Annotated in this window: 23 protein-coding genes; 13 read left to right on the top strand and 10 right to left on the bottom strand. The window is 64.3% G+C overall.

Annotation, left to right across the window (positions count from 1 at the left end; all coding sequences use genetic code 11):
• The first annotated feature begins 3 nt into the window (after window positions 1-3).
• From AC5JCN_RS20900 to AC5JCN_RS20885, 4 genes are read left to right on the top strand one after another with little or no spacing between them, the layout of a single operon-like run.
• On the top strand, window positions 4-303 hold the full coding sequence (locus tag AC5JCN_RS20900) for a hypothetical protein (RefSeq protein ID WP_495757013.1): 300 nt from the start codon (window positions 4-6) through the stop codon (window positions 301-303).
• A 59-nt stretch (window positions 304-362) separates the two neighbouring features.
• Window positions 363-674 (top strand): hypothetical protein, encoded by a 312-nt coding sequence (locus AC5JCN_RS20895; RefSeq protein ID WP_495757012.1) that lies wholly within the window; start codon window positions 363-365, stop codon window positions 672-674.
• Window positions 675-686: 12 nt separating this feature from the next.
• Window positions 687-1,583 (top strand): alpha/beta fold hydrolase, encoded by an 897-nt coding sequence (locus tag AC5JCN_RS20890; RefSeq protein WP_495757011.1) that lies wholly within the window; start codon window positions 687-689, stop codon window positions 1,581-1,583.
• A gap of 34 nt (window positions 1,584-1,617) precedes the next feature.
• Entirely contained in the window at window positions 1,618-1,815 is a 198-nt protein-coding gene (locus AC5JCN_RS20885) for a hypothetical protein (protein ID WP_495757010.1), read from the top strand.
• 103 nt (window positions 1,816-1,918) lie between these two features.
• Here the strand turns inward: AC5JCN_RS20885 and AC5JCN_RS20880 are convergent, their stop codons facing one another.
• Window positions 1,919-2,158 carry a hypothetical protein gene (locus AC5JCN_RS20880; protein WP_495757009.1) on the bottom strand — a complete coding sequence of 80 codons (240 nt, stop codon included), beginning with the start codon at window positions 2,156-2,158 and terminating at the stop codon, window positions 1,919-1,921.
• 133 nt (window positions 2,159-2,291) lie between these two features.
• On the opposite strand from AC5JCN_RS20880, the gene gcvA reads away from it, so the two are divergent.
• Window positions 2,292-3,215 carry a transcriptional regulator GcvA gene (gcvA, locus tag AC5JCN_RS20875; protein ID WP_495757008.1) on the top strand — a complete coding sequence of 308 codons (924 nt, stop codon included), beginning with the start codon at window positions 2,292-2,294 and terminating at the stop codon, window positions 3,213-3,215.
• On the opposite strand, the gene AC5JCN_RS20870 is transcribed toward gcvA, so the two are convergent.
• The 3 genes from AC5JCN_RS20870 to AC5JCN_RS20860 form a co-directional block, all read right to left on the bottom strand.
• On the bottom strand, window positions 3,208-3,621 hold the full coding sequence (locus AC5JCN_RS20870; RefSeq protein WP_495757007.1) for a response regulator: 414 nt from the start codon (window positions 3,619-3,621) through the stop codon (window positions 3,208-3,210). The genes gcvA and AC5JCN_RS20870 overlap by 8 nt on opposite strands.
• 196 nt (window positions 3,622-3,817) lie before the next feature.
• Window positions 3,818-4,441 (bottom strand): exopolysaccharide biosynthesis protein, encoded by a 624-nt coding sequence (locus AC5JCN_RS20865; protein ID WP_495757006.1) that lies wholly within the window; start codon window positions 4,439-4,441, stop codon window positions 3,818-3,820.
• A 73-nt stretch (window positions 4,442-4,514) separates the two neighbouring features.
• Window positions 4,515-5,438 (bottom strand): NAD(P)/FAD-dependent oxidoreductase, encoded by a 924-nt coding sequence (locus AC5JCN_RS20860; protein WP_495757005.1) that lies wholly within the window; start codon window positions 5,436-5,438, stop codon window positions 4,515-4,517.
• A 259-nt stretch (window positions 5,439-5,697) separates the two neighbouring features.
• On the opposite strand from AC5JCN_RS20860, the gene AC5JCN_RS20855 reads away from it, so the two are divergent.
• The 8 genes from AC5JCN_RS20855 to AC5JCN_RS20820 all read left to right on the top strand — a co-directional run bounded on the left by AC5JCN_RS20855 (window position 5,698) and on the right by AC5JCN_RS20820 (window position 12,576).
• Complete coding sequence (locus AC5JCN_RS20855; RefSeq protein WP_495757004.1) at window positions 5,698-6,363, top strand: 50S ribosomal protein L21; 666 nt, start codon at window positions 5,698-5,700, stop codon at window positions 6,361-6,363.
• Between the two features lie 98 nt (window positions 6,364-6,461).
• Window positions 6,462-6,728 carry a 50S ribosomal protein L27 gene (gene rpmA / locus AC5JCN_RS20850; RefSeq protein ID WP_495757003.1) on the top strand — a complete coding sequence of 89 codons (267 nt, stop codon included), beginning with the start codon at window positions 6,462-6,464 and terminating at the stop codon, window positions 6,726-6,728.
• 199 nt (window positions 6,729-6,927) lie between these two features.
• Complete coding sequence (locus AC5JCN_RS20845; protein WP_495757002.1) at window positions 6,928-7,569, top strand: GNAT family N-acetyltransferase; 642 nt, start codon at window positions 6,928-6,930, stop codon at window positions 7,567-7,569.
• A 93-nt stretch (window positions 7,570-7,662) separates the two neighbouring features.
• A complete protein-coding gene (locus AC5JCN_RS20840; protein ID WP_495757001.1) occupies window positions 7,663-8,205 on the top strand; it encodes a DUF3833 family protein in 543 nt (180 codons plus the stop codon).
• Window positions 8,206-8,389: 184 nt separating this feature from the next.
• On the top strand, window positions 8,390-9,469 hold the full coding sequence (gene obgE, locus AC5JCN_RS20835; RefSeq protein ID WP_495757000.1) for a GTPase ObgE: 1,080 nt from the start codon (window positions 8,390-8,392) through the stop codon (window positions 9,467-9,469).
• Window positions 9,466-10,635, top strand: coding sequence for a glutamate 5-kinase (proB, locus tag AC5JCN_RS20830; RefSeq protein ID WP_495756999.1), 1,170 nt, complete (start codon window positions 9,466-9,468; stop codon window positions 10,633-10,635). The genes obgE and proB overlap by 4 nt, the downstream gene beginning before the upstream one ends.
• A gap of 13 nt (window positions 10,636-10,648) precedes the next feature.
• Window positions 10,649-11,935 carry a glutamate-5-semialdehyde dehydrogenase gene (locus AC5JCN_RS20825; protein ID WP_495756998.1) on the top strand — a complete coding sequence of 429 codons (1,287 nt, stop codon included), beginning with the start codon at window positions 10,649-10,651 and terminating at the stop codon, window positions 11,933-11,935.
• Between the two features lie 53 nt (window positions 11,936-11,988).
• Entirely contained in the window at window positions 11,989-12,576 is a 588-nt protein-coding gene (locus AC5JCN_RS20820; protein ID WP_495757695.1) for a nicotinate-nucleotide adenylyltransferase, read from the top strand.
• 8 nt (window positions 12,577-12,584) lie between these two features.
• Here the strand turns inward: AC5JCN_RS20820 and AC5JCN_RS20815 are convergent, their stop codons facing one another.
• From AC5JCN_RS20815 to AC5JCN_RS20790, 6 genes are all read right to left on the bottom strand, one after another.
• Window positions 12,585-12,896 carry a hypothetical protein gene (locus AC5JCN_RS20815; RefSeq protein ID WP_495756997.1) on the bottom strand — a complete coding sequence of 104 codons (312 nt, stop codon included), beginning with the start codon at window positions 12,894-12,896 and terminating at the stop codon, window positions 12,585-12,587.
• A gap of 631 nt (window positions 12,897-13,527) precedes the next feature.
• Window positions 13,528-14,364, bottom strand: a complete 837-nt coding sequence (locus tag AC5JCN_RS20810; RefSeq protein ID WP_495756996.1) for a hypothetical protein — start codon at window positions 14,362-14,364, stop codon at window positions 13,528-13,530.
• A gap of 8 nt (window positions 14,365-14,372) precedes the next feature.
• On the bottom strand, window positions 14,373-15,488 hold the full coding sequence (locus tag AC5JCN_RS20805; protein WP_495756995.1) for a DegT/DnrJ/EryC1/StrS family aminotransferase: 1,116 nt from the start codon (window positions 15,486-15,488) through the stop codon (window positions 14,373-14,375).
• Window positions 15,485-15,907: a sugar 3,4-ketoisomerase gene (locus AC5JCN_RS20800; protein WP_495756994.1), complete on the bottom strand. Its 423-nt coding sequence runs from the start codon at window positions 15,905-15,907 to the stop codon at window positions 15,485-15,487. Before AC5JCN_RS20800 ends, AC5JCN_RS20805 begins: the two co-directional genes overlap by 4 nt.
• Complete coding sequence (locus tag AC5JCN_RS20795) at window positions 15,900-18,209, bottom strand: glycosyltransferase (RefSeq protein ID WP_495756993.1); 2,310 nt, start codon at window positions 18,207-18,209, stop codon at window positions 15,900-15,902. Before AC5JCN_RS20795 ends, AC5JCN_RS20800 begins: the two co-directional genes overlap by 8 nt.
• Window positions 18,161-19,018 carry a glycosyltransferase family 2 protein gene (locus AC5JCN_RS20790; protein ID WP_495756992.1) on the bottom strand — a complete coding sequence of 286 codons (858 nt, stop codon included), beginning with the start codon at window positions 19,016-19,018 and terminating at the stop codon, window positions 18,161-18,163. The genes AC5JCN_RS20795 and AC5JCN_RS20790 overlap by 49 nt, the downstream gene beginning before the upstream one ends.
• Between the last annotated feature and the right edge of the window lie 185 nt (window positions 19,019-19,203).

Raw genomic sequence — 19,203 nt, 5'->3', positions numbered from 1 at the left:
ACCATGCGCCTGAACATCATCATCTGCGCCTTCGCTGCCTCTGCAGCTGTCGCGATGCCGGCCAGGGCGGAGAACATCCAGCTCGCCAATGCACAGGCCGATGCGTGCTCGAAGGGACTGCCCGCGGAGTCCAAGCTCATCTATGACGCGACGGTGCAGAACCTCGGCAGCGCACCGACGATCCGGGAGGTCGTCGAGAAGCAGACGAAGTCGCTGGTCATGTCCGGCAAGGTCGGCATGGGCAGCGCCCGCAGCTCCGCCATGACCGCGGCCAAGTGTATCGAGATCTTCGCGAAGGGCTGAGCGGCAGGAACCTCCCGCGCCCGCATCGCGTTCGCTCGTCCTTCCCAGGAGGACGAGGCATGGCGAACGCCAGCAAGACGCATATGGGCCCTGCCACGAGCGGCAAGGGCTCCGGCACCGGGGCCATGACGGACGACAGCATCCTCGAAGGCAAGCTCGAGGAAAACATGGTGCTGTCGAACCGGGACAAGTCGCTCCATTCCGACCAGCGAGGTCTCGACGGCAAGGCCGTCCAGACTGAGCAATTCCAGGACCACAGCGCCAACCACCTTCGCGAGGACGAGCGCGACGACGACGGCGTGTCCGCTGCGGGCCAGTCGCCCCCGGACATGGGCACCGACTCCACGTCCGGCTCGCGCTCCGGGAGCTGAGAGCGTCTGCCGATGGACCTCCCCGACACAGGGCTGCCGCCCCTTTCGGCCCCGCCGGCCCGCAGTCTCACGCTGCGGGTCGGCGACCTCGACGTCCACGCGGTCACGGCTGGACGCGGGCCGGACGTCGTGCTGCTGCACGGATTGGGGGGCATCGCGGAGGAGGTGATGGCGCCGCTGTCCTTCCTCGCCCGGGACTACCGCCTCACAGCCCTCGACCGGCCGGGATATGGATCATCGTCGGCACTGCCGGCCCGGGACATGGCGCAGGACAGGCAGGCGGAGTGGCTGGCGGCCGCGCTGTCGGCCTTCTTCATCCGGCGTCCCGTCATCGTCGCGCACTCCGCCGCGGCGGGCGTCGCGCTCTGGTTCGCGCTGAGGCATCCCGAGCGGATATCCGGTCTCGTGCTCGTGTCCCCTTATTGCCGGCCGACCCTTCCTGCCGCGATGCCGCTGCTGCGGCTGGCCGTCTCCCCGGTGCTGGGATGGCCCGTCCGGAAAGCCTTGCCGGTGCTGGCGCGTGCACTGAAGGGGCCCCGGCTCGCGGCGGTGTTTCGCCCGAACGGGGTGCCCGGCTACATGGCGGACCTCCCCGTCGAGCAGGCGGCATCGCCCGCGTCCGTGATGGCCATGGCGGCGGAGCTTCGGGCCTATAACCGGGCGATGATCCCGCTGGCGCTCCGGCTTAGACGGCTGCGCGTGCGCACCGTCATCGTCGCGGGGGAACGCGACGGGGTCGCGGAAACCGGGCGGCATGCTGCCTGGCTGGCGAGCCGGCTGCCGGAAAGCGCCGGCGTGTCGCTGAGCGGCGCCGGGCACATGACCCACCACGTTAGACCGGCCATGGTCGCGGCGGCGCTGGAGAGCGCACGCAACGCCACCGGTAAGTCGGCGTTCTCACGGGTGTGAGCGGGGCGCCCCCGCCGATCCGCAGGAGACCGCCTTGTCCTACTACGTCCATTGCCTTGAATCGGGGGCCGTCCCGCCCCGCTACGTGCGCGCCTCGGACGAGCCCTTCGACAATCCCGAGGAAGCCAATGCCTTCGCCGTCTCGCTCGATCCTGCGAGCAAGCCGATGGTCACGGGAAATCCCAACCCGCCGGACCTTGAAGAGAAGATCCAGTCGCCCGAGACGAGCTGAAGGGCGCTGCGCCAGTCCTGCCAAACGGCGGACGCCCCGGCAAGAGGGTGGCCGGGGCGCCGATGCCGCGCGGGTGACGAGGAGGGATGCGCGGCGAAACCGCTCAGAGCGGCAGGCGACGGCGGCGGTCGGCGTTGTTCCACGCCATGCCGGCATGGCCGGGGACGACCGCGAGGCCGGCATCGCGCACGAGGCGCGGCGGCAGGTCGCGCGCCGGGTCACCGGCGAAGATCGCCGCGATCCACGAGGTCAGCCCGGCGAATGCGTTGGAAACAGCCTCCGGCTCGAAGAACGGGCCGTTAAGGTTTGATTCACTTTTTTTTGCAGACAGCGTGGCGGACATGATCGTGATCTTTGTGTTCGGGGACGGGAGAACCTCTCCCTTGTGATGCCCATATGGTGCTTTACCTCAGCTTTGACAAACGATCCTTTCTGATGGCATCTTCAATATGAATTTGAAGATCGAGGTTTAGGCCATGCTCCGGTTGCCCGGACTGCCGGCGATGCGCGTCTTCGAGGCCGCCGCGCGGCATCTCAGCTTCACCCGGGCCGCGTCCGAGCTCGGCGTGACGCCGGCTGCGGTCAGCAACCAGATCCGCGTTCTCGAAGACCAGCTCGGCCGCCGGCTCTTCACGCGCACCAGCCGGGCGATGCAGTTGACCAGCCATGGCGAGGTGCTCCTCGGAGGCGTGACAGAGGCGTTCGCGATCCTGTCCCGCACGGTGCAGCAGATCACGACGGTCCAGCGCCCGCGACTGTCCATCACCACGTCACCCTCGTTCGCAGCGAAGTGGCTGGTGCCGCGGCTCGCCGGGTTCCAGCGGGCCAATCCCGAGATCGACGTCAGCGTGGACGTGTCCGACCGCGTCATCGAGCTTGGCGGCCAGGGGGCGCAGGTGGCGATCCGGTTCGGTGGCGGCACCTATCCTGGCATGACCTCGGACAGGCTCTTCGACGAGTTCCTGTTCCCCGTCTGCAGCCCGAGGCTGCTGGACGGGCCGCATCCCCTGCTCACGCCCGATGATCTGCGCCACCACACGCTGATCCATCTCGACTGGAGGGCGCGAGGCGACACCTGGCCGGACTGGCGCATGTGGCTGCTGGCCGCGGAAGCCAAGGGCGTCGATCCCGACCGCGGCCTGCACCTCAGCCAGACCGACCTCGTCATCCAGGCCGCCATCGCCGGGCAGGGTATCGCGCTCGGCAACACCAGCCTCGTCGGCGACGACCTCGCCTCGGGCCGCCTCGTGCAGCCCTTCGACCTGTCGCTCAAGGCGCCTTCGGTGTTCGCCTACCATCTGGTGATACCGACGGCCATGCTCGACCAGTTGATCGTCGCGGCTTTCCGCCAGTGGATGCTGGCGGAGGCTGGCCGCACCGATACGGCATCGCTCAGTTGAAGCGGTAGCTCGGGTCCGCCGGCTGCCGCGGCCTGGCGTCGAGGATACGCTGGATCTTGAACGGCAGGAGCCGCCAGTCGATGGGCTTGGTGATGTAGGAATTCACCTTCAGCGCCTGGGCGCGCTCCATCGAGCGCAGATCCTTGCGGCCGGTGATGACGATGATCTCCATATCTGATTGGCGATAGCGCTGCCGGAACAGCTCGATCAGGTCGAAGCCGTTGATGGACGGAATCTCGATGTCTACCAGCGCCACGTCGTAGCGGTTGGCCTGCAGCAGGGCCCAGGCCTCGGCACCGTCGCAGGCCGTGGTCACGCCGATCCCCTTCGCCGAGAAGCTCATCAGGGCGATCTGCAGCAGGAGGGGGTCGTCGTCGATCACGAGGATGCTCGGGAGCTCGGACATGGCACTCGTCTAATATCGGCGGGAACGCCGTTGAGTATCGATTACAGCAGGAGTCTTAACCGGCCTTGAGTCCGATCCCGGAGAAAGCGTTGTGTTCGACGAAAATGCGGGGCGAAATCGTGGCGCTTCCGCCACGGCGTGATCACCAATACCATGACCTTGGCCTTGACGATTGTCGCCGCGACGACCCCGGTCGTCACGCGAATCCGAGCAGATCCGCCACCCAGTTGAACGCTGCTGCCCCGAACAGGATCAGGAACGCCGTCCAGACCAGCGTCAGCGCGCTGAGCCCCAGCCCGACGAGAACCGCGAGCCCGTCGCGCTGGATGAAGCCCAGTGCAAAGGCGATCAGGCTGGCGCAGGGGCCGACATTTCCGAGCGGGATTGGCAACGCCAAAATGATGGCCATGACCAGCAGCGGCACCGCGAGCGCAACGCGCGCTGCCTTGCCCGTCAGCGGCAGGTACCGGCGTGGCTTCAGCCACCCCTCGACGCGCTGCAGGAGGGGCACGCCCTTGTCGACGAAGGAGCGCACGAGCCCGGGAGAGAGGCGTCGCCTGCGCAGGATCTGCGGCATCCAGATGCGATGCGCTCCTGAGAGCACCTGCAGCGACACGAGCGCAATCAGCGTCCCGAACAGCATGCCGAAGGGGCCGGGCAGCGGGATGAGCGAGGGTAGCGTCAGAATGAGAATGACCAGCCCGAGACCTGCCTGGCCCAGGCTGTCGATCACCTGACCGAGCGTAAGGCTCTCGTCGCTGCCGTCGACGGAATGCCGCAACGCCAAAAGCCGCGTCGACGCGACTGCCCTGCCGTTCACCGGAATAGCCGTCCCCCCAAATCGCCCACCAGTTCACCGCCGCACTCTTTAGGTAATGCGTCGTCGCCTTACCTCAAGCCCGGTTCCGGTCCGACCGGGCGAGCGCGACATCCTCCTCGGTCAACTCGGTGTTGATGGCGAAGGCGGCCAGCGCACCCTCCGCCGCCGCTACGATGGCCCACTGGACCCGCCGGGAGGCGTCGCCTGCCACCCACACGCCGGGAACGTTGGTCTTCTCGTATTCCGACGTCTTGACCGTCCCATGCGAGCCGAGTTCGCACCCCAGCTTCTCGACAAGCGGCGAACTTTGCTTTGCCTTGGCGAGGTGGAAGAGACCGTCGCAACGCCTGCTCGACCCGTCGCGAAACAGGATGGTGGCGAGCTTGCCGTCCGGGCCGGCCATCAGGCGCTCGACCGGGCGCGGGTCGATGCTAACGCCTGCGGCAGCAAGCCGGTCGAGCGCGTCCTCGCTGGGCGCCTCGCCTCCGTCGGTCAGCAACACGACGTCGCCGCTCCACACCGAGAGCTCGACCGCGAGCCCTGCGGCGTCGGCCCCGCCATAGACGGCCAGCGGCCGGTCGCGCAGCTCCCAGCCGTCGCAGTATGGGCAGGTCCAGACGCCTTTGCCGAAGAGGTCTTCCGCGCCGGGTACGTCGAGCATCGTGTCTGCGAGGCCCGTCGCGAGGATGAGCTTGCGGGCCTGCGCCGTTGCGCCGCCGGACAGCGTCAGGACAAACTGACCGTCTGCGCCCGTGACGTCCTCGGCCTCGGCTTCCCTGATCTCCACCGTCGGGTAGCGCTGGGCCTGCTCCCGCCCGATCCTCCTGAGGTCGGCCGGCGTACAGCCGTCGCGGGTGAGGAAGCCGCTGACCCGCGCCGAGCACTGATTCCTGGGCTCGCCGGAGTCGCAGAGCAGGACCTTGCGCCGGCATCGCCCCAGAACGAGGGCCGCATTGAGACCTGCCGGGCCGCCGCCCACAATTGCCACGTCGTACATGTTGGAGCCCGCCTTCACCGAGAGCGCGGCAAACGTGTGCAGGGGTCGGGGGTTCCGGCGGCGGGCCCCTGCGTCAGGTTGACACCATCCGGGGCCGCATGTAGGGAACGGCGTCCCGCGCGGCCCACGGCTGCGCGGTCGTCTTTTGCGTGGCCCGCCGCCGCGCGAAAGCCCCTACCGGTCAACTGCAAAGAAGCCGGCCGTTCGTTCCGCCCCGGGCGGTACGGGCAGAGCTCGGCAGGAACACGAGGACAGAACGATGTTCGCAGTCATCAAGACCGGCGGCAAGCAGTACAAGGTTGCCGCCGAGGACGTAATCACGATCGAGAAGCTGACAGCCGAGGCAGGTGAACAGGTCACCTTCGACCACGTGCTGATGGTGTCGCGGGACGGCACCACCGATGTGGGCTCGCCCACTGTCGCTGGCGCGATGGTCGCCGGCGAGATCGTCGAGCAGACGCGCGGCCCCAAGACGATCTCCTTCCACAAGCGCCGCCGCAAGAATTCGAAGCGCAAGCGCGGTCACCGGCAGGACCTCACCGTGGTCCGCATCACGGAGATCCTGACGGGCGGCGCCAGGCCGTCCGCCCGCGCTGCATCCGCCGCGCCCAAGGCTAAGCCGGCTGCCGCCGAGGCCGCCCCTGTCGCCGCCGCTTCGGCTGGGGCGATGGACACGAGCAACCTCTCGCTGATCGCCGGCATCGGCCCGACCATCGAGAAGAAGCTGCGCGCCGCCGGCATCACGAGCTGGGATCAGATCGCCAGCTGGTCGGGCGAGGACATCGAGCGCCTCGACAAGGAGCTGGCACTGCGCGGTCGCGTCGCGCGCGAGGAGTGGGTCGAGCAGGCCAAGGAGCTTCTCGCCGGCAAGCCGCCGCGCGCGAAGACGGATCAGGCCGAGCTCGCCTCGGGCAAGGATCTCTGAGTGCCTTGCTTCGTCTGGTCCAGTAACGGGCCGGATTTAGGGGCGACAGTTTGGATTCGATCGGGTATAAGCCCGGCCAACAGTTTACGGAGCGGATCATGGCTCACAAAAAAGCAGGCGGTTCCTCGCGCAACGGGCGCGACTCGGCGGGCCGCCGCCTTGGTGTGAAGAAGTTCGGGGGCGAGCATGTGCTCGCCGGCAACATCCTCGTGCGCCAGCGCGGGACGAAGATGCACCCCGGCGTCAATGTCGGCATTGGCAAGGACCACACGCTGTTCGCGATGACGAGCGGCACGGTGGAATTCCAGAACAAATCCAATGACCGAATCTATGTCGCGGTACGAGCCCGCGAGGCAGCTGAATGACGGTGTAGGTCGAGACGAAGGACCTCCGCCGGATCCCAAGGAACCCGGCGGACCCAGGTCTCTCGACCAGCACAGGTCCGGTTTCCCCGAAAGGGGATACGCAGGGGGAGGTGGGATCCACCTCCCCCTTCGTCGTTTCCGGCTCTGTCGTCGTCCGGTCTTACCGGCGCGGCAGACCTCCACGGACCGGAGGCTGGTCATGTTTCCAGAGATCACGCGCGACGACGTTTTCAGGCTCGAGACACGGCGGCTTTGGCTGCGCTGGCCTCGCGCGGCCGATGCAGATTCCATCGCGAACGCCGTGAGCCGCCGCGAACTCGCCGACATGACGGCCCGCATCCCGCATCCCTATCCCGGCGGGGCAGCAGACGCGTGGGTGCTGGACGCCAGGCGTGCCAATGCGTCGGGCGAGTCGCTGCACCTCGTGGCCTCGCTCGGCCGCGGCCGCCGGGAGGTGGTCGGCTGCATCACCGCGACGCCCGGTGACGCGCCGGGCGCGCTGGAGGTTGGCTACTGGATCGACCCCGTCCAGTGGGGCAAGGGCTACGCGACGGAGGCCGTCCAGGCCTTCGTCGACGCGGTGTTCACGATCACGGAGTGCGGCGAACTCCAGGCTGCCGTGCGGGTGATCAACCCGGCCTCCCAGCGTGTCCTGCGCAAGGCCGGCTTCACCTGGCACGGCTCCAGCCTGCGGCCCATGCCGGCGCGCGGCGGCGCTTTCCCGGCCGAGCACTTCTGCCTCGACCGGGCCACCTGGCGGAGCCTGAAGGGCTGGGGCGAGCACAAGGTGATCCGCCGCGACGCGCCGGCGCCGCAGATGGAAGCGTGCACACCTGCATGACCCGATCCCGCCCCCGGCCTTTTGGTCGCGGGGCGGGACATTGGTCCAGAAGCCGCCGGCCACCGTAGACCTGCCGATATCAGGAGGTCTCGCATGCGTCGTGTCTGGATTGCCCTCGCCGCCCTCGTCGCCCTCGCGGGCACCCTTTCCGCCGCGCGCGCCGAAACCCCGATGCCGCCAGCGGCCGGCAAGCTGGTGCTGGAAGACTTCTTTCGCGGCCGCCTGTCAGCCGAGGGCGTGTTCCGCAACACCCGCGACAATACGAGCCGCAGCCTCAAGGTGAAGATGCACGGCACGTGGGACGGCACCACCCTGACGCTCGTCGAGGACTTCGTGTTCTCCGACGGCGAGAAGGACCGCAAGACCTGGCGCTTCACCAAGGTCGCCGACGGCGTCTACCGCGGCACGCGCGAGGACGTCATCGGCGAGGCCGACGTCCGGCAGGCGGGCGACGACGTGCGCCTCTCCTACACCGCCAAGGTGAAGACCAAGGACGGCTCCACCTACGACATCCGCTTCGACGACCTGCTGCGGCTGACCGACAAGCGCACCGTGCTGAATACGGCGACACTGAAGGCTTTCTGGTTCTTCCCGGTCGGCAATGTGGAGCTGTACATCCGGAAGGCGGGGCGCTGAGCCCTCGGCGGAGGGATCGCGCTCCCCCGGGCAGAAAGTGCGGGTCTGAAGACCCGCGCTCCAACAACCGGACCGCGCGTCTTCAGACGCGCTCTTCCAAAGTGCCGGCAGGAAAGCCGGGTTCGAGCAGGTATCCGGCTCCGCGCCGGGTGACACAGCCACGCCGCTCGGCTATCTCAGCGGCATGAAATTCCTGGACCAGGCCAAGATCTTCATCCGGTCGGGGGACGGCGGCGGCGGTGCCGTCTCGTTCCGCCGTGAGAAGTTCATCGAATTCGGCGGACCCGACGGCGGCGACGGCGGAAGGGGCGGCAACGTCTTCGCCGAATGTGTCGAGGGCCTCAACACGCTCATCGACTACCGTTACCAGCAGCACTTCAAGGCGCGCCCGGGCGTCGGCGGCATGGGCCGCAACCGCGCCGGCGCCAATGGCGACGACGTGGTGCTGAAGGTGCCCGTCGGAACGCAGATCCTCGACGAGGATGGCGAGACGCTGCTCGCCGACCTGACGGAGGTGGGCCAGAAGGTGCTGCTCGCCAAGGGCGGGAACGGCGGCTTCGGCAATCTGCACTTCACGACCTCGACGAACCGCGCCCCGCGCCACGCCAATCCGGGACAGGAAGGGCAGGAGCGCTGGATCTGGCTGCGCCTGAAGCTGATCGCCGATGCGGGGCTGGTCGGCCTGCCCAACGCCGGCAAATCCACCTTCCTCGCCACGGTCACGGCGGCAAAGCCGAAGATCGCCGACTATCCCTTCACGACGCTGCATCCCGGCCTCGGGGTGGTGCGCGCCGGCGGCCGCGAATTCGTGCTCGCCGACATTCCCGGGCTGATCGAGGGTGCGCATGAGGGCCACGGGCTTGGCGACCGGTTCCTCGGTCACGTCGAGCGCTGCCGCGTGCTGCTACATCTCGTCGACGGCACCAGCGAGCATGCGGGCACCGCCTACAAGATCGTGCGCCACGAGATCGACGCTTACGGACACGGCCTGCAGGACAAGCCGGAGATCGTCGCGCTGTCGAAGGTCGACGCGCTGACACCCGAGCTGCGCAAGGAGCAGCTGTCGCGCCTGAAGCGGGCCGTCGGCAATGCCGCCCGCAAGGCTGGCCGCGAGGCGCCGGACGTGCTGGCGCTGTCCTCCGCCTCCGGCGAGGGCGTGCAGGAGGCACTGCTGCGCCTTCTGTCCGTGATCGACGCCGCACGCGGCGGGGAGAAGGCGGAGGACGCCGCCGAGATGATCACGGGCGGGGAATGGCGCCCATGAGCGCATCTGTGGGTGCCGCCGAAGCGCAGCCTGGCGTGGCCGCGCCCACGCCGCATCTCGACCAGTTCCGCAGGATCGTGGTGAAGGTGGGCTCCTCGCTCCTGGTCGATCGCGATCGCGGACGCCTGAAGCATGCCTGGCTCGCGGCGCTGGCGGAGGACATCGGCAACCTCCACGCGCGCGGAGCCGACGTGCTGGTCGTGTCGTCCGGCGCCATCGCGCTCGGCCGCACCATGCTGAAGCTGCCGTCCGGCGTGCTGCGCCTCGAGGAGAGCCAGGCCGCCGCCGCCGTGGGGCAGATTGCGCTGGCCCGCAGCTGGGCCGAGGCGCTGGGCCACCAGGGCATCACCACCGGCCAGATCCTGGTGACGCTGGGCGACACGGAGGAGCGCCGCCGCTACCTCAATGCCCGCGCCACGATCGGCCGTCTGCTCGACCTGCGCTCCGTACCCGTCGTCAACGAGAACGACACCGTCGCGACGACCGAGATCCGCTACGGCGACAATGACCGGCTGGCCGCGCGCGTGGCCACGATGGCGGGGGCAGACCTGCTGGTGCTGCTCTCCGACATCGACGGGCTCTACACCGCGCCGCCGCAGTCCGACGCCTCGGCGGCGCTGATCCCCGTGGTGCCCCGGATCACGGCCGAGATCGAGGGCATGGCGGGCGGGGCGGCCTCCGAGCTGTCGCGGGGCGGCATGCGCACCAAGGTGGAGGCGGCGAAGATCGCCACTGCCGGCGGCACCCACATGCTGATCGCCGACGGGCGGGTGAAGAACCCTCTCGGCGCCATCGCCGGGGGCGCGCGCTGCACCTGGTTCCTGACGCCGTCGAACCCCGTCGCCGCCCGGAAAAAGTGGATCGCCGGCTCGCTCGAGCCGCGCGGCGTGCTGCACCTCGACGCCGGCGCTGCGCGCGCTATTCGCTCCGGCAAGAGCCTACTGCCCGCAGGCGTGCGCAGGGTGGAGGGTGAGTTCGGCCGCGGTGACGCCGTGGTGCTTCGCGACGCCGAGGGCGCCGAGATCGGCCGGGGGCTGGTGGCCTATGACAGCACCCACGCATCGGCCATCGCGGGGCGGTCCTCGCGCGACATCGAATCCATTTTGGGCTATGCCGGGCGGGCCGAGATGGTGCACCGCGACGACATGGCGTTGGGTGCGGAATGACGGGGACGGGGCGATGGCTCTGCACGCGGTGACGGGCGGGACGAATGTCGCCGCCCTGATGCACGAGATGGGACGGCGCGCGCGCGCCGCGTCGCACGCGCTCGCCAACGCGCCGGCAGCCGACAAAGACGCCGCGCTGCTGGCCGGCGCCGCCGCCATCCGTGCCGCCGCTCCGGCCATCCTCACCGCCAATGCCCGCGACGTCGCGGCGGCGGAGGCGCGCGGCACCAAGGGCTCCTTTCTCGATCGCCTGAAGCTCGACCCCGCCCGGCTGGAGGCCGTCGCCCGCGCGGTAGAGGATGTGGCCGGCCTCGCCGACCCCGTCGGCCGCGTGCTCGCCGCCTGGGAGCGCCCGAACGGGCTGAAGTTCGAGCGGGTGGCGACGCCGCTCGGCGTCATCGGCGTTATCTTCGAGAGCCGGCCGAACGTGGCGGCGGATGCCGGCGCGCTCTGCCTGAAGGCGGGGAACGCCTGCATCCTGCGCGCGGGATCGGAGAGCCTCGCCTCCTCCGCCGCGCTGGTCGACGCGCTGCGCGACGGGCTTGCCTCGGCCGGCCTGCCCGCCGACGCGTTGCAGCTCGTCCCCGTCACGGACCGCGAGGCGGTGGGCGCCATGCTCTCCGGCCTCGACGGGACGCTCGACGTCGTCGTGCCGCGGGGCGGCCGCTCCCTCGTCGAGCGCGTGCAGCGCGAGGCGCGGGTGCCTGTCTTCGCCCATCTCGACGGCGTCAACCACGTCTATGTCCACGCGCCCGCCGACCTCGGGATGGCGCGCAGCATCCTGCTCAACGCCAAGCTGCGACGCACCGGCGTGTGCGGGGCCGCCGAGACGCTGCTGGTCGACCGCGCCCTCGCACAGACCCACCTCGCCCCGCTGCTCGGCGCGCTGCTCGACGCCGGCTGTGCCGTGCGCGGCGACGAGGCCTGCCGCGCCGCCGATGCGCGCGTCACCCCCGCCTCCGAGGAGGACTGGCGCGCCGAATATCTCGACGCGATCATCGCCGCCGGCGTCGTCGACGGGATCGACGGCGCGCTCGCCCACATCGCGCAGTACGGCTCGCACCACACCGACGCCATCGTCACCGACGACGGGGCCGCCGCGGCGCGCTTCCTCGCCGAGGTGGACTCGGCGATCGTGCTGCACAACGCCTCCACCCAGTTCGCCGACGGCGGCGAGTTCGGCTTTGGCGCCGAGATCGGCATCGCCACCGGCCGCATGCACGCGCGCGGCCCGGTGGGCGTGGAGCAGCTGACCTCCTTCAAGTACCGCGTCCACGGATCCGGCCAGACGCGCCCGTGACGCAGCACCGGCCGGAGGGCGCGACGCAGGGCCCGCGCCCGGCCGGGCGGGGCGTGCCCGTTCTCCCCCCGCATGCGCGCGGCATGCGCATCGGCCTGATGGGCGGCAGCTTCAACCCCGCCCATGCCGGACACCGCCTCGCCGCGCTGGCCGCCCTGCGCCGGCTGCGCCTCGACCGGGTGTGGTGGCTCGTCACCCCCGGCAACCCGCTGAAGGACAATGCCCGCCTGCCGCCGCTGGCCGACCGCGTCGCCGCCGCGCAGGCCGTCGCCGGCCACCCCCGCATCGTTGCCACCGGCGTCGAGGAGGCGCTCGGCACGCGCTACACCTACGACACGGTGGAGGACCTGGCGCGGCGCTGCCCCGGCGTCGGCTTCGTGTGGATCATGGGGGCGGACAACCTCATCCAGTTCCACCGCTGGCAGCGCTGGCGCGGCATCGCCGCGGCCCTGCCGATCGCCGTCGTCGACCGCCCCGGCGCCACCCTCACCGCGCTGCGCTCCCCCGCCGCCCAGGCGCTGGCCCGCTTCCGCCTGCCGGAGGAGGACGCCCGCGCCCTCCCCTTCGCCCGCCCGCCGGCCTGGGTGTTCCTGCACGGCCCGCGCTCGCCGCTGTCGAGCACGCGGCTGAGGGGCGGGTAGCGACCACCTCACCCCGTCTCCTGCCGCCCCGCCACGGCACGGTCCACGGCGGCCCGCATGGCCTGGAAATGCGGGCGCAGCGCCTCGCGGTTCGCCATCTGGCACGCGGCGAGGTCCTTGTGGGTGAGGCAGAGCCTGGCGCGCCGGCAGCGGGCGAGCGGGCAGATCATCCATAGGCACAGCGCCGTGCACACCTTGCGGATCGCGGCTGGACCGTTCACCGGCTCGTCCGGAGACGCCGGCGGCTGCACGACGGGGATGCGCCCGTCGGCGCAGTGAAACCACTCCTCCGGCGTCCCCCGCCGCTTGCGCATGGTCATGGCGTGCTCCTGTCTCGTGCCGATGATCCCTCACCCCTAGCCCCTCTCCCACACGGGAGAGGGGGAGCGCGCGTGCCTGATATGCTGGCGCATGCGGGAGAGGCCGCGGGGAACCCCTCTCCCATGCTGGAAGAGGGGCAGGGGTGAGGGACGTTCGTTTTTTGCAGACATGCCTCCGCGATGCCCGGCGCGGATGCGGCGGAGCATGGGGCAGGCAGGGGGACGCGGAGCGCCGGGGCGCCAAGTCCGTTTACTCGGAATGCCGGGCGACCCGGCGCTCCGCTCGCGGCGTTTCTCTCCCGGTCCGGCCCTCTCTCCGGCCCGTGCCCGAAGGGCAAGAGCCTGGCGATCGCGCAGTCGCGGCCTCCTCCTGGTGGGAGGCGGGAGGGTGAACGGAACGCGGCGGTGGCCATCCTCGGCCCAGTCACCCCTCTCCCGGTTGCGGGAGAGGGGCAGGGGTGAGGGGGTTAGCCATCCACGCACGGCCCATCTCGGTTCCGGGCGTCCCGAGACAGCAGGGCCGGTCACCCCACCGGCGCAGGCGCCGCCCCCTGCCCACACGACGGACCGCTCCGGACGCGCTCCCCCTTTGGGCAGGGTGGACGCAGAGTGGCGGAGACCGAGTGGAATGTCAAGGATTTTTTTCCTTTTGCATGCGAGGTTCAATCTGCTTTTCAGTGCTAGTTCTCTCGAATGGCAGGAAGTATCGCGCCTCGTTGCCGGACCCAGACAAGAACTGTCTTACGGCCTCAATGCAAACACCTTCGGTGGAATTCGGTTCACCGCCAAACAGTGCAGTAAGTCCTTTGATCTCACTTTCCGGAAAGCCTCGGTCATTAAGGCCCCTAACATTCACTCCTCGTACCAAACCACCAAAAAATGTAGAAAACGGGACCACGTGTCGCAGAACAATTGAGTTCATGCCGATCATACACCCTGCGCCTATCCGGACATTCTGGTGGACAACGGAATGCAACCCAAGATACGAGTACTCCCCGACGATAACGAACCCAGCCAAAGTTGAATTGTTGGCCATCTTCACATTTGATGATACTCTGCAATCATGCGCGATGTGAGAATAGGCCATAATATAGCAGTTATTCTCCAATACTGTCTCTCTTTGCTCGCTAGGAGCGTGTATCGAAGTGAACTCTCTAATGACATTGCCGCTTCCGATTCTTACCCCACCGCTCGATGATCTTTGATCGGCATATTGCGGCGGTGATCCAATGCAGCAATGCGCTCCGATATTTGTAAACCCTCCGACACTCACAGACCCTTCAAGAACCGTGTATGCTCCGATCCGGCACTTCTCCCCAATAATGACCTCCCCCTCAATTACGACACCTGGTCCGATCATTGTACCAGACCCTATTTTCCCCTCCCCTCGTATTACACAATAGGGGGAGATGTAAACATCTTCTGATATCGAAAAATTTCCTTCGACTATTGCGGTACGGTGAAACATAAATGCCCTCACCTTCTTGCTTTACTTCTGCACCACCTTTTTATTCTGTCACAAACGTAATCCACTTCTGTAACGTCAAGATTCGGGTATATGGGAAGGCTAAGTTCTTGTTTTGCCCACGCCTCAGCCGAAGGGAACTGGCCGGGTCTGTAGCCCAAATGGCTAACTGCCTCCTGCAAGTGACACGGTATTGGATAATGTACGAGAGTACCAATTCCGTCACTGTTCAATGCTTCTTGCAGCTCTCCACGACGGTGCACTCGAATGGGGAATATATGCCAAACCGCTTCTGTCCCTGGTAATGGCTTCGTGATCTCTATCTCTTCTATTCCGGCCAGTCGCTCAGAATATCTTTCCGCTAATTCTCGCCTCATGGCGTTTTCGCTATCCAGCCTTTGTAATTTTTTTCTCAGTATTGCAGCTTGCACTTCATCTAGTCGTGAGTTTTTACCTAGTCTTGTATGCTCGTATTTTCTAGGCGATCCATAATTTCGTAATTCTCTGACATGGTCATTGAGGTCATCGGAATCCGTTGTAACGCAGCCACCGTCTCCGAGAGCACCAAGGTTTTTTGTCGGATAAAAGCTGAATGAGGCCGCCGCACCCCAGCTGCCAACCTTGCGGCCGTTCAAGCTAGCACCGTGTGCCTGCGCGGCATCTTCAAATACCAGTAAGCGGTGGCGATCTGCAAAATGGTTGATAGACTCCATGTCAGCAGGATTTCCGTACAAATGAACGACCAGTATAGCTCGAGTTTTTTGTGTAACACTATGCGCTGCATCGCTAATTGATATGCTTCCGGAGTTTAAATCTACGTCGACAGCAACTGGGACAGCACCAGTATTTAAGACGGCTAACCATGTAGCAAAAAATGTATGCGCCGGCACCAAGACCTCATCGCCCGGCCCCAACCCACTTGCTCTGAGCATTAGCTCGATAGCTTCCAAGCCATTTCCGACGCCCACGCCATGCTTTACTCCACAATAACTAGCGAACTCCTGTTCAAAGCGGCTTACCTCTGAACCCAATATGTAGTTTGCCGTTCCAAGTACATTCTTCACGGACTCCTGTATTTCATCTGAATAATTGCTGTTTATCCGCTCCATGTCCATGAACCGGATCATTTGCTTTGCTCCGAAAATACCTTGAATGATTCGTAGTCACGGAAGTAGTCGCTCTCGTCGTAGTGGTCTGAAGCAAGCGCAAGACAAACAGCGCCAGAGGAAAAATTGTAAATCTCACGCCAAACGCCAGGCATAACCAGAAGACCTTTGTGCGCTCTATTCAGAGCAATCACTTCTCGGGTTGCCCCGTCATCTAGTAGAATGTCGAAGCTGCCCGACACTGCGACCAACATCTGGCGAAGATTCCTATGGGCGTGACCGGCCCGGACAGCTCCGCCTGGCACGTCATAAAGATAGTAGACCCGCATGATGTCGAACGGAAAATGTCTATTTTCCTCTATAAAGGTGAGGTTTCCTCTGTTGTCTACAATTTTAGGCAGATCCACTAGTGACCACTTCGATAAACTTTTTTCAGACATTTTGTGATACCCATCTCTCAAATATTTTTGCGTCAAAATGAAAATTATCGTGAATACTGTATTTTGGCGGCATCCCACCCTGACGAGTTCCAAGTCCAATGGTAACGTCAGCGTTAGCAGCAATTCCTACTTGAGGGAATATCGACAAATTTGCCGAAGGGTGATCGCCAACCAGTATTAGGGCTTTGCAGCCCGAGCCAGCAAACAGAAGGTTCGTGAATGCTGCGCCGGTAGGTCCCACGATAACGCGTGCTGATCCAAACAGATCAACCTGTTCGTCGAAACTCAGAAGTGACGTGTCAACCGTTTTAAAGCCTTTTTGCCGTGCTATCTCACTGAGTTCCACCTCATTGGTTAGTTTTCTTGCCACACTATTGCCACGTCGTAAGAAAATCTTGAGATCATTCTTTTTGTTTTTACTGCACAACCTGCGTACAGCCGCCAGATTAGACTGCCCTAGCACAATGTCTGATTCTTCTCGCGGCGATCTGTTGTATACATCGAGAGCGCGGGATTGCTCTGCGATGACTGTTCCCCGTTTTATCAGCAAAGGGGATCTTGGTGGTATTTTTACAATATTTTCATCATCTATAATTTTTTCTAAAGCTTGGTACAAATTATTATGTAAACCACTGGACACAAGCAAGGGGCTATAACGACCTTTCAGATTTCCTGCCTCAACGGCCTTTGTCATTACTTCTGTTACCCAGTGAAAATAATTGGCTTCCGCTTCACAGCCGATGTATATACCTGCATCTAACTCGATTTTCTTCTCCTTGTTAAATACAAGCGCGACATACCGGCCATCTCGTACCGCCACTGGCCATACGTCCGGACAGTGGTCGCAATCTTCTGGATGTCCTAGTATAGGATGCTTTATTACACCTTGCTCTATGCGCATCCGTGATGATGCAAATACAGTTCCATTCTCGACGCATCTGCTGCGCCCTTCTGGGCGTTCGAGTCGTATTTTTCTGACGGTTGTACTTCCACTTGTATGTAAAACTTTGTACTCACATTGTTGCGTGATCAGATTCTCGTCTGGTTCGTCACATGCCACCATCCCGTGCATGACGTCAAAGTCTCGGCCGAGATGGTGTTTGAGATACGCCGTTGCTCCCTGAATCGCCCCTCGGTCTCCTTCTCGAAGTGTTGACGCAATCTTTCGCTTTGCGGCGGAAAGTAGAACATCGTCGCGGACACCGACATGCTTCGTCTGCTGTGTTTCAGGTCCTTTGCTAACATGGACTCCAAGAAACCGCTTCAAAAGTCGGAATGGCTTGCGAGATACCAGCGACCGTTTGGCGACCACCTTTGTTTGTAAGCGGAACAGATCAGATGCCTTGAAGCGGAATGGGCCAATGTTTGCTTCTTCGTCTGTTGCGAGCTGCCCAATCAAAGACCGAATAAAGGGTGAGAGGCGATCGCCCTCAAACAGAGCAAATCCTAATGTGTTCAAGGCGGCAGTTGACGATTCGCATTCACGTAAAACGTCTGACCATTCTGGAAAGGCCAGACACAAACTTTCGATCGATACGTAAGACTGAAGCCTATCTACAACGTATTGATGCTCATTTCGAATACGTTCACTATTTTTGTTTGAGCTTAGGTTCGCGCCATTTTGGCGTATTCTGTAGGAAACTAGACGATCGCTGATAACTGAAATTCTCGAAGATTGACAAGCTCTGATCCAGTATTCATAGTCTTGCAATTGGATCAGCCCATTATGGAATTTACCAATGCGTCTGAACGAGGAAGCTTTTCCAAACGCAGTTGGAGCGCATAGTGGATTATGTCCTAGGATAAGAGCTCTGAGAACTGACTTTGTGTCTCGAATTTTTTCCTGGAAAAACGCGCTTGCGTTCGCGTCCGGCAGGAGTTTCGATTGGTTGTCGATTAATTGAGGTCGACTGAATAGGAAATCGTCATTTGTCCTTTCTAGGTGCTCAATCTGACGCGAAATACGGTCGCGATGGCAAACATCATCGCCTGAAAACAAAGCTATAAATTCGCCACTGGCGCACTCTATTGACTTGTTGAGTGCAGAACTTGGCCCTTTGTTGTCTTGTGCTACTAGCTTTATTCGACCATCTTTGAATTTTCGTATTTTTTCTACTGTTGCGTCGGATGATCCGTCATCAACAATCACGAGTTCAATCTCAGAATGATCCTGCGACAGAGCACTTCTTATCGCCTCTTCAATGTACTCCTCGTGATCGAATGTTGTGGTACATATACTGACTAATCTCATGTTTATACCATTTTTAATTTCAATTTTGTCAGCTGTAAAAGCAATGTCCAAAACAATATGCTTCGTTTGTTTGAACGGGCAGACTTAAGCTGTCGCGAAACCAATTTCCTTGCTGCCATCCTCTTGTGAAACGGCGAGAAATGCCGCTCGCCGTATTCGCCGAGGATGAGGGCGGTTTGCTGGAGGGTGAGGCTTTCGCGGGCGGAGAGGCGGTTCTGGACGCCGACGAGCTGCCAGCAGACGGGGGTCTCGACGCGACCGACGCGGGCTCTCTCGAAGAGGCGCAGGGTGAGGGCGAGGTCCTGGCAGGAGACGAAGTGCTCCGGGATCGGATCGCACCCGTCCAGCAGCGTGCGGCGGAAAAGCGTGGTCGAGGGGACGTGGTTGTACTCGCGGATGGCGTAGCGATACGGATCCGGAATCGGGGTGAGGAGGCCGTCCAGCGCGTCTGGCATGGGGGCGGCGGCAACGTCCTCCGGCGTGGGGGCGGCCGGGCCGTAGGGGCGCATGCGGCCGAACACGTAGTCCCACCCCTGGCGGCGGGCGACGTCCATCAGCCCCGCGGTGGAGCCGGGGACGAGCGGGTCGTCGCTGTCGACGAGGCGCACCCATTGCTGCGTGGCGGCGCGGGTGAGCTGGTTGGTGACGGCGAAGATCCCGCGGTTCTCCTGCAGCGTCAGGCGGACGAAGGGATTGCCGGCGGCGAAGTCCGCGCAGAGCCCGGCCGAGCCGTCGGTGGAGCCATCGTCGACCAGCACGATCTCGCCGCCCGTCCCGTCCCGCTCGCGCGCGACGCTGGCCAGCACGGCGGGCAGCCAGGGGCGCTTGTTGTAGGAACTGACGAGGTAGCTGACGGTCATCGGGCGGTTTCGTGTGGCGCTCCGCGAATCTGCGTGACTGTCCCGCCGCGGGTTGCGGGGCGCAACCGACCGGCGGTTGTGCCCGGGGGCGTAGCAGGTTGTGGCGGGAGACCGACCGCCGGCCCCGACGGGGGGCTTTCCCTCACCCCTGCCCCTCTCCCGCACGGGAGAGGGGTTTCGGCGGA

Source organism: Alsobacter sp., assembly GCF_059501845.1.
The sequence above is the reverse complement of the archived record's forward strand: the minus strand, read 5'-3'. Positions and strand labels throughout refer to the sequence as shown.